This window comes from Vibrio sp. V23_P3S9T160 (assembly GCF_963886625.1).
Classification (GTDB): domain Bacteria; phylum Pseudomonadota; class Gammaproteobacteria; order Enterobacterales; family Vibrionaceae; genus Vibrio; species Vibrio anguillarum.
In genome coordinates this window covers 21,959-30,466 of record NZ_CAWPDB010000126.1, presented here as the reverse complement: position 1 = coordinate 30,466, position 8,508 = coordinate 21,959, and the positions used below count along the sequence as shown (strand labels likewise).

At 42.3% G+C, this 8,508-nt stretch carries 7 protein-coding genes; 2 read left to right on the top strand and 5 right to left on the bottom strand.

All coding sequences use genetic code 11. The features are described from left to right. Positions 1 to 30: 30 nt before the first annotated feature. Positions 31 to 1,181 (bottom strand): IS3 family transposase gene (locus tag AACU59_RS09965; RefSeq protein WP_094132009.1). Its coding sequence is split into 2 segments (ribosomal slippage): positions 31 to 938 and positions 938 to 1,181, totalling 1,152 coding nucleotides; the frame shifts between segments, so codons are not numbered across the junction. 36 nt (positions 1,182 to 1,217) lie between these two features. Between AACU59_RS09965 and AACU59_RS09960 the strand changes: the two genes are divergently transcribed. Beyond that, on the top strand, positions 1,218 to 2,741 hold the full coding sequence (locus AACU59_RS09960) for an N-6 DNA methylase (protein WP_161437614.1): 1,524 nt from the start codon (positions 1,218 to 1,220) through the stop codon (positions 2,739 to 2,741). Next, positions 2,741 to 3,652 (top strand): hypothetical protein, encoded by a 912-nt coding sequence (locus tag AACU59_RS09955; protein ID WP_161437613.1) that lies wholly within the window; start codon positions 2,741 to 2,743, stop codon positions 3,650 to 3,652. The genes AACU59_RS09960 and AACU59_RS09955 overlap by 1 nt, the downstream gene beginning before the upstream one ends. A gap of 314 nt (positions 3,653 to 3,966) precedes the next feature. Here the strand turns inward: AACU59_RS09955 and AACU59_RS09950 are convergent, their stop codons facing one another. The 4 genes from AACU59_RS09950 to AACU59_RS09935 form a co-directional block, all read right to left on the bottom strand. After that, complete coding sequence (locus AACU59_RS09950) at positions 3,967 to 5,202, bottom strand: site-specific integrase (protein WP_094145650.1); 1,236 nt, start codon at positions 5,200 to 5,202, stop codon at positions 3,967 to 3,969. A gap of 462 nt (positions 5,203 to 5,664) precedes the next feature. Next, positions 5,665 to 7,368 carry a S8 family peptidase gene (locus AACU59_RS09945; RefSeq protein WP_094145651.1) on the bottom strand — a complete coding sequence of 568 codons (1,704 nt, stop codon included), beginning with the start codon at positions 7,366 to 7,368 and terminating at the stop codon, positions 5,665 to 5,667. Between the two features lie 312 nt (positions 7,369 to 7,680). Beyond that, a complete protein-coding gene (locus AACU59_RS09940; protein ID WP_094145652.1) occupies positions 7,681 to 8,001 on the bottom strand; it encodes a Dabb family protein in 321 nt (106 codons plus the stop codon). Between the two features lie 144 nt (positions 8,002 to 8,145). Next, positions 8,146 to 8,430 (bottom strand): type VI secretion system PAAR protein, encoded by a 285-nt coding sequence (locus tag AACU59_RS09935; protein ID WP_094145653.1) that lies wholly within the window; start codon positions 8,428 to 8,430, stop codon positions 8,146 to 8,148. Positions 8,431 to 8,508 lie beyond the last annotated feature (78 nt).

The window sequence follows — 8,508 nt, the reverse complement described above, 5'->3', positions numbered from 1 at the left end:
TGATCTGCTCCAGCTAGACTGGACACTTCATTAAGCGACATTTTGCTGTTCAAAGTTAACTGGGCTTAGATACCCAAGAGCACTGTGCCTTCTCGTCCGATTATAATCAACCTCTATGTACTCGAAGATCGTTTGGCGCATCTGGTCTCTCGTCATAATCGGCTCATTTTGGATTGCTTCAACTTTCATAGAATGGAAGAAGCTCTCAACACAAGCATTGTCCCAGCAATTTCCTTTCCTACTCATACTTTGTTTTAGATTATAAGCAGTTATGAGATCTCGATAATCTTTTGAGCAGTACTGACTGCCTCGATCACTATGAACGATAACCTGCTCGGGGAATCCGCGACGGAACAACGCCATTGATAGCGCATCACAGACCAGCGTAGCCGTCATTCTGGTATCCATAGACCATCCAATTACTTGTCTTGAGTAAAGGTCAATAATTACCGCCAAGTACAGCCAGCCTTCGCTTGTCGCTATATAGGTGATGTCTCCAGCCCATTTTTCATTCGGAGCAGATGCGCTAAAATTCTGAGCCAACAGGTTTGGAGCAACAGGCATTTGATGCTTGCTGTCCGTAGTGCACTTAAACTTGCGTGCAGCTTTCGGCGTTAAATCTTGACGCTTCATACTGGCAGCAATGGTTTTAACATTGTAGCGTTCACCGTTCTCAGACAGTTCTTTTTGGATACGCCTTGAGCCATCTCGGCCTTTGCTGTTGTCGAAAGCTTCTTTAACTTTTGTATCAAGCTGTTGGCGAATAGCCTCACGTTGGATGGCGTTGTGCCGATGCTTAATCCAGTAATAAAACCCACTTCGGGAAATCCCGAACACCTTAGCCATACGCACTATACTGAAGCACAGCAGGTGTTCGAGCATAAACTCGTAGCAATCTACTTTAGATTCTTCGCGAAGTAGGTGGCGGCCTTTTTTACAATTTCTAGCTCTTCAGCTTGCTCAGCCAACTGCCTTTTGAGCTTGGCAACCTCTGCGGTTAGCTCTTGCTCTCGCTGACTAGTACTGGTGTCTTTCTTCGAGTTCTTCCGCCACCCGTAGATTTGAGATTCGTGTAAAGAAAGCTGTCTTGCTGTCGCAGCTACTCCCACTTTATCTGCTAACTTCAGGGCTTCTGCTTTAAATTCAGGGGAATGTTTAATTCTAGTTTTCTTAGTTGTCATTGTTCACCTCGTTAGTGATTGTACTCACTTAACTCAGTGTCCAAAACTGCTGGGGCGGATCAAGTACCTAAAAGTCCTAGTGAAGCGAGTAAACGTGAGCTCGGACAAAGCTTCAAATCGTTTCCTGTTGATGTGGCTATTTTTGATCATCCATCGCATGTAGGCGACTATGAGCACTTACAGATTATTGTTGAAACCAAATCCATCGATAGAAAAGAAGGGATAAATCAACTAAAAATTTACATGAGTCTCGAACCTCATGTTCCGTTGGGTGTTTGGACAAATGGAACTGAAGTGACTCTTGTTTATAGAACTCCTGATGGTAAGTTTGATATTCAAGAAAATGCTATTCTACCAAAACCAACGGATAGTTTGATTCGTTCAGGAGCTTCAAAATTATATTGGGCAGATTTAGAAGAACCAACAACATCGGACTTGAAACGGGTTTTTAAGCGATTATTAAATGTTGTTGTGGCTCGTGATACTCGGAGTACGAGAAGGGACGACCAATTAAACAACTTATGTAATGTTATTCTTGCAAAACTGGAAGGAGACAAAGCAGCAAAGTACTCACCAGATCAACCCGTTCCTTTTCAAGTGTGGGATACTGAAGAAAATACTGATCAGAAAATTCGTGAACTGTTCAATGGAATGAGAAGGTCACACAAAGATCTGTTTGTTTCAGATACAGATACTGATATTCATCTAGATACACACACATTAAATACATGTGCATTCGAACTCTCCCGTTTTAGACTGATGGACACTTCTATAAGCGTAATTTCGGAAGCATTCCAAATTTTTCGTACGTCGAGCTTAAAATCTGAAGAAGGGCAATACTACACCCCTTATCCAGTAATTCGCAGTGCCGTCAAGTTGATGGAAATTAAGCCAACTGACTCAGTTCTTGATCCTGCCTGTGGAACAGGGGGTTTTTTGCTAGAAAGCTTCAGGCAATTGATTGATACTCATCCAGCAATGACTGAGAGTGATTCAATTAAATGGGCTAATAGGCATTTATACGGTGTCGATAAAGATCGAATAAATGTAAAGTTAACGAAAGCAATAATGTTAACAATTGGTGATGGTAGTACTCATACACATCTTGGTGATTCTATTCGCAAACATTTATGGAATGCACATTACCCAGAGCTTCAAGGTTCGTTATCTCCTAACTCGTTTACATGTATTGTTACTAACCCGCCATTTGGCAAAGGCTTAAAAGTATCAAAGTCAGACGCTAAAGCCGCTGGTTTAACCATTACAAGAAAACCAAAGAAAGAAAAAGACGGAACTACTACGTTTTCTAAAACAGTTCATGAAGAGAGAGAAATTGGAATTATTTTTCTTGAACGTTGTTATGAGTTATTAGCAACAAACGGTCGCTTGGGTATCATTTTGCCAGAAACATATATGTTCTCTCCTTCTTACAGCTGGCTGCGTTGCTGGTTGAAAGACCGCTTAGAATTACGTGGGATGTTGAACATCCCTATGGAAGCATTTCAAGGGTTTTGTCGAGCTAAGACAAATTTTTATATTTTTGAAAAGGTAGGTAAATAATGCATAAGCCAGCATGGTTCTCTACTGATAAAGTACTTATTGTAAATGCAAAGACTTGTGGCATAAACAAAGATGGTAAAGAGCAATATTTAGTAAATCCATCAACAGGTATTCGCTCATCATCAGAAATAGATGACACTTTAGCAGAGTGCTGCGACGCAATAATGCAAGGGGATTTCTCTAGAGATGAAATTATTTTTCATGATTATGATGATATGGTCGAGAAAGATGTTTATGTACCCAAGTATTATGACCATGCAACTCTGAAAGGGGTTGATGAATTAGCTCTTCGTTATAGTGACTTAACGTTGATGTCTTTGGGTGACTTACAAGAGCGAGGTGATATTAAGTTATTTGCAGGGCATGGTAGTCCTAGTTCTGATCAACGTTTAGGAATAATTCCGTATATCAAAGTTTCTGATTTACGAGCTGGACATGTCAATATTAACCCAACAAATATGATACCAGTTGATCTAGCAAAGAAATTTTGGAGAGGAGACCATTCAGGATTAAAACCATATGACTTAATCTCACCGGAACGAGCATCTAAAAATATTGGCGAATTTTGTGTATTGATGCCAGGGCAAGAGAAAGCTGTATTTACTAAAGAGGTGATCATTGTTAGGGCTGTTAATGAAGAATTATTTGATCAATTCTATCTGCTTTGGGCTTTAAGTTTAAATGAAGTAAAAGCTCAATGGGAGCGAATAGTTTTCATGCAAACAAACCGTGAAGATGTCGGGAAGCGTATGCTTGAAATTGAGATACCTGTTCCTAAAAATAGGGATTCGGCTGACGAATATTCTCTTCCATTTAAAAAATACTATTCTTCATTAGAAGAAAGTAGAAAAGAGTTTATCAAAGCTCTAACAGATAGCGAATTTAATCACCATATTCATCTTGGCGAGTAGCATTAGTTAGCGTCTGGTCCCAGCCATCCTGATTCTATCTTGAGTTATTGCTGGAAGAAAAAATTTTACGGACTCCTACGGGAGTCCAGTTAGTAATTTACTGGAGGATGCTTATAATCCTCTAGTATTCAAAGCTTCAGCTATTGAGTTTAACGATACTCCTGCATCGCGTATCTGAGTTACGATAAATCTCATTTTTTCTACAAATTGATCTGTACCAACAATTCAGAGAACGGTAGTGAGTAACTTTTTCAATACCTGAAGTTATCAACGAATTGCTAATGTTCGATTTGGCGAAAATGATTTATGTCCCATTACCCAATGAGACTCACGGCTGTCGCCTTATGCTCTGGCGCTAAGTGAGCATACCTTAGCGTCATCTTAAGGTCTGAATGGCCTAGCAGTTCTCGAACCGTATTCAAATCTACCCCCGCCATTACCAGCTTACTTGCGAAGTGGTGGCGGAGATCGTGAAAATTGAAGCCTTGAATCTGCGCCAAATCCAACACCGTCGCCCAAGGCTTTTTCACTTCTTTCAGTGGTACGCCGTTTTTCCCTTCAAACACATACCGTGATGTCTGGTTTTGCTCTCGCCAATTTGTGAGTGCGTTATAGGCTTCGTTGTTCAGCGGAACAATTCTCCCCTTCTTCGATTTGGCATTGCCGCCGCGTACTTGCACGTACCTTTCACTAAACGATACATCTGTCCATTCAAGGCTTAGCATTTCACCACGGCGAAAGCCTGTGTTCATGGCAAGCAAGATTAACGGCTCGACGTAATCCACGAACGTCACATCATCCAAGCTTGGGTACTTTTCATAGTTCCGGATTTCTCTATGAACATTGGCAGAACGGCGAGCAAGGCGGATATTCCAATCTCGCTCTTTAATGGCATGGCGTAACCGCTTTTCTTCGTTGTCGTTAAGGTAACGAACGCGGGTATTGTCGGCTTTGATGGTTTTCACTTTGCTCAGTTCGTGGGAATCAATCAGCCCCCACTCCACCGCACGCGATAACGCGCCTTTCAGTGTGTTCACGGAATCGTTAATCGTGGCGGCGGCTTTTCCTTGTTGGTGTCGTTCGCTTCGCCACTTCTCAATCTCCCATGCGGTGATTTGATCGAGTTCTTTGTCCATCAAGAAAGAAAAATGGCTTTTTAGGTGTTTAATGATGCGATGTGCGGTTTTGGGGTTTCTTGTCAGCAGGAACGGCAAATAGCGTTCATCAAGGTAGGTTGGTAACTTGATGTGTTTTCGACGTTGGGCTTCTTGGCGGACTTTCTTCTTAATATCTTGAACGTCGTTGCCTTGTGCCACTTCACCCGCTTTCGCTTTGGCGAGGTCTCGCGCTTGTGTTGGAGTGATGTCATTCGCGTTCCCCAATTTATAATTGACCTGCTTCCCCTCGAAGCGATAAAACAGGTAATAGAAGATGCGACCCGTTGAAGAAATCCGCGCATGAAAGCCGAGAATTTCGGTATCATTAATCCGCTTATCTTCGACTTTAAATTGCTTGATACTGGTCGTGGTGATCTTCTTTTTTATGGGCATATTAATCTGCTTCCTTGCACTTAGCCGCTCGCTCTGTGTAGCACATATGTAGCAGATTCATCATATTCCCATGAATTCCAGTGAACAACTAGATACACTGAGTTTCTTTCAATTTATTGATATTAAACGGTTATTTTGTACTTTCTTGTTCACTGCTGTACATGCTAATACACCCCTAAAACCGTCTCATAATCGATTGGTCCCCAGTTCAAGTCTGGGAGGGCCACCAAATTCTAGAAGGTTAGTAAGCGTAGTGTTTACTGACCTTTTTTGTACCTGACGATTTTGGTTCAGGTAATGGGTCAGGTAAGCCCCGATCACGCACTCTTCTCTGAATACCAAAAGGCGCAGCTGGATAATATCAGCTACGCCTTTTATTACGCTCACTGTTAAATTAAGCCATCGGTAAATAGGCCTGTGATTGCACAACAAACCAAAGTTGATCCATTACCGACTGCGACACTACTTACTCGCGATTGTTTCAAAAGCGGCTTCAGCATCAACCATTCCACCCGAGATCGATAGCGCACTGAATGGAACAAACGTTTCAGGTGATGATGGTTTTTTCACTAACAGCTCAGGATAACGACGGGCGCTATCAAGTAATAGAGCTTTGAGTTCTACTGCGGAGAGCTCTGGATAGCGTGACCACACCATAGCGGCAACGCCTGATACTACAGGTGCAGCCATACTCGTACCACTATAAGTGGCGTAGTTATTGCCTGGCGTAGAAGAGAGAATGCGATAACCGGGTGCAAAGATATCAACCGATTTTTGGCCATAATTACTAAAACTGGCGACAAAATCTTCATTCGCGTATTTCGCTGATGCACCTACGTCTATCCAAGTTGAAATAGGTGACGATTCGTAAGTATCGGCAAAACGATTAGGGAAGCTTGGTTTACTATCATTATCACTTTGGCTATTGCCTGCAGAATGGATGATTAACACACCTTTGCTGGCCGCATAACGAAACGCGTGATCAACTACAAATTTACGTGGTGAATAGCTTTTACCAAAACTCATGTTGATGATTTTTGCGCCATTATCCACCGCATAACGCACAGCATTAGCAATGTCTTTATCGCGCTCATCACCATTGGGCACCATACGCAACGACATGACTTTCACATCTTCAGATAAGCCGTCAATTCCGATACCATTGCGACGCTCTGCCGCAATAATTCCCGCCACATGCGTACCGTGTGATGCATCAGGCCCTTTTACATCATTATTTCCATACCCCTTTTCCCAAGGGTTGCTGATGTCATCTAAAACGATATCAGCACGAGGATCAAACTCAAGGTTGTAGTAGTAATCTAACGCATTTTTGTATCGGCTATGTCTGGATGCAAGGTAGTCAAACGAATACCAGTCGTCGAATAGTGTCAACAACGCTTGAGCAGCGGAGACAACTTCAGGGTTCGGATGTGACAGTAAAATGAGCAAACCTTCGGCCGTAAAATCTTTATGCTGAGTCAGGGCTGAGATTTGCGATTTATATTGATTCGCTTGCTCAATAGCATCAGTGACCTGCGCGAGCAGGGTTTGGTTACTCTGAACCTCGGCTAGATATTCCGTTTCTATTGCTTGGTAGTAAGCACGTTTTTGCTCAGGTATCCAATCATTGCCTTCTAATAAATCCAGGTATTTTTTGTACTCACGCGTCAGCTCTAATGTATCGTAATCCACATTGATACCAAGCGAGTTGCCTAAGAAATTCCAACCATACACATCATCAATATAGCCATTACCATCATCATCAATGCCATTGTTTGGGATTTCTCCCGCATTAACCCATAACTTGTTCTTTAGATCTTCGTGTTCAATGTCCACGCCCGAATCTAACACCGCCACGATAACAGGCTGAGGTTTAAGAGGGGGCATCAAGGATTCATACACATAATCCGATCCAACCCCTTGGATAGAGGAATAGTTAGCCGAGAGATTAAACCAATCCCCACGCTGTTCAGAACTCCCAATCATACGCATGAAAAACAAACGAGGTTGGATAGCTTGTGGAGTATAGTCTTCAACAATATTACCTTTTATATCTTTAATAAAAGGCGAATTAATTGGGGTGGGTTCCACACTGACGTTTGCCGAAACCGATGCTGAAACGAGTATTGCTGCAGCAAGAGCAGAATATTTGTATCCTTTATTCATTTTATTACATCCTATTTAATGCGCTTAGAAAGCGACCAAAAAGATAAAACGCAATACAATGAAAATCATTCACAACAACAATAAAACTATACACCCATCTCACTATTGTGAATGCTTTGTGCTGAAAATTTGATCTAAGCACCATTGATATAATGGTGAATAGAAACTCACAAGATATTGATAAATCTATACTTTAACGGCATAAGGACGATCATTAACAAGTAAAGTTCGATAGACGGCATCTCAACTTTCAGGCTTGAATCCTAGCGATGGAGTAGAGATAAACACCGTCTAGATTTTACTGGCTTGTAACTAAATCGAATAATCGAATAATCGAATAATCGAATAATCGAAAACGATGATCTCTTCAAGCAAAGGACGAAAGATATCCTTTAGCGCGTTATGCTCTGGATGAGGTAGATAATTTTGGCGTGCTTGCTCATCGGTAAATGTCATTAAAACGCTGTGAGTATAACCTTGGTTTTTACCTTCAGGGCTGTCGTTCATGCCCCACTCAACAGCAGCGACCCCCTCAATTTTCTCTGGCATGGCTTCAAACAGCGACTTGAGCTGTTGGATGTTGGCAGGCTGAGCTTGTGGTTTGAATTTGATTAATAAGATATGGCGGATCATTGTTCGCTCCGTTTCTGTCCGTAGAATTTCTTTTCATAAAGAGGGATAACGCTGGCTCACTGGTGCTAACGGTGCTGCGCTTAAAACAATAAAACGGCACTCAAGGTTTGAAGCGCCGCTTTATTGATTAAATGGACTACAACCTTAACCAATATTGACCGATGAGCCACCAATAATTACGCCACCGCAGTCAACGGCATCGCCGACTCGCGCGGCGGGCTTGCCATCAATCATAACGCTACCCGAGCCCCCTTTAATTGCACGTGGGTGGCTTGGGTTGTTCGGCTTATCATGAGGCTCTAGCGGGTCCCCCAGCCTTGCCACTGCTTTGCCATCAATTTTTACCGTCGGTGACCCAGCGGTGATCGGCGTCGGAGGAAAACCATCATGATCGGATCCGATATCTCCTACTAATGCACCATTTGCCATTGATTTGCTCCTTATCAGATTCGTTGACTAAGCTTGTTGCGATGTTGTTTTTACCCTAAGGGCTTAGGTAGTTTATGC

Coding starts and splice junctions, on each gene's coding strand:
- AACU59_RS09950 (WP_094145650.1), bottom strand. CDS start 5,202: ATGCCCATAAAAAAGAAGATCACCACGACCAGTATCAAGCAATTTAAA.
- AACU59_RS09955 (WP_161437613.1), top strand. CDS start 2,741: ATGCATAAGCCAGCATGGTTCTCTACTGATAAAGTACTTATTGTAAAT.
- AACU59_RS09935 (WP_094145653.1), bottom strand. CDS start 8,430: ATGGCAAATGGTGCATTAGTAGGAGATATCGGATCCGATCATGATGGT.
- AACU59_RS09945 (WP_094145651.1), bottom strand. CDS start 7,368: ATGAATAAAGGATACAAATATTCTGCTCTTGCTGCAGCAATACTCGTT.
- AACU59_RS09940 (WP_094145652.1), bottom strand. CDS start 8,001: ATGATCCGCCATATCTTATTAATCAAATTCAAACCACAAGCTCAGCCT.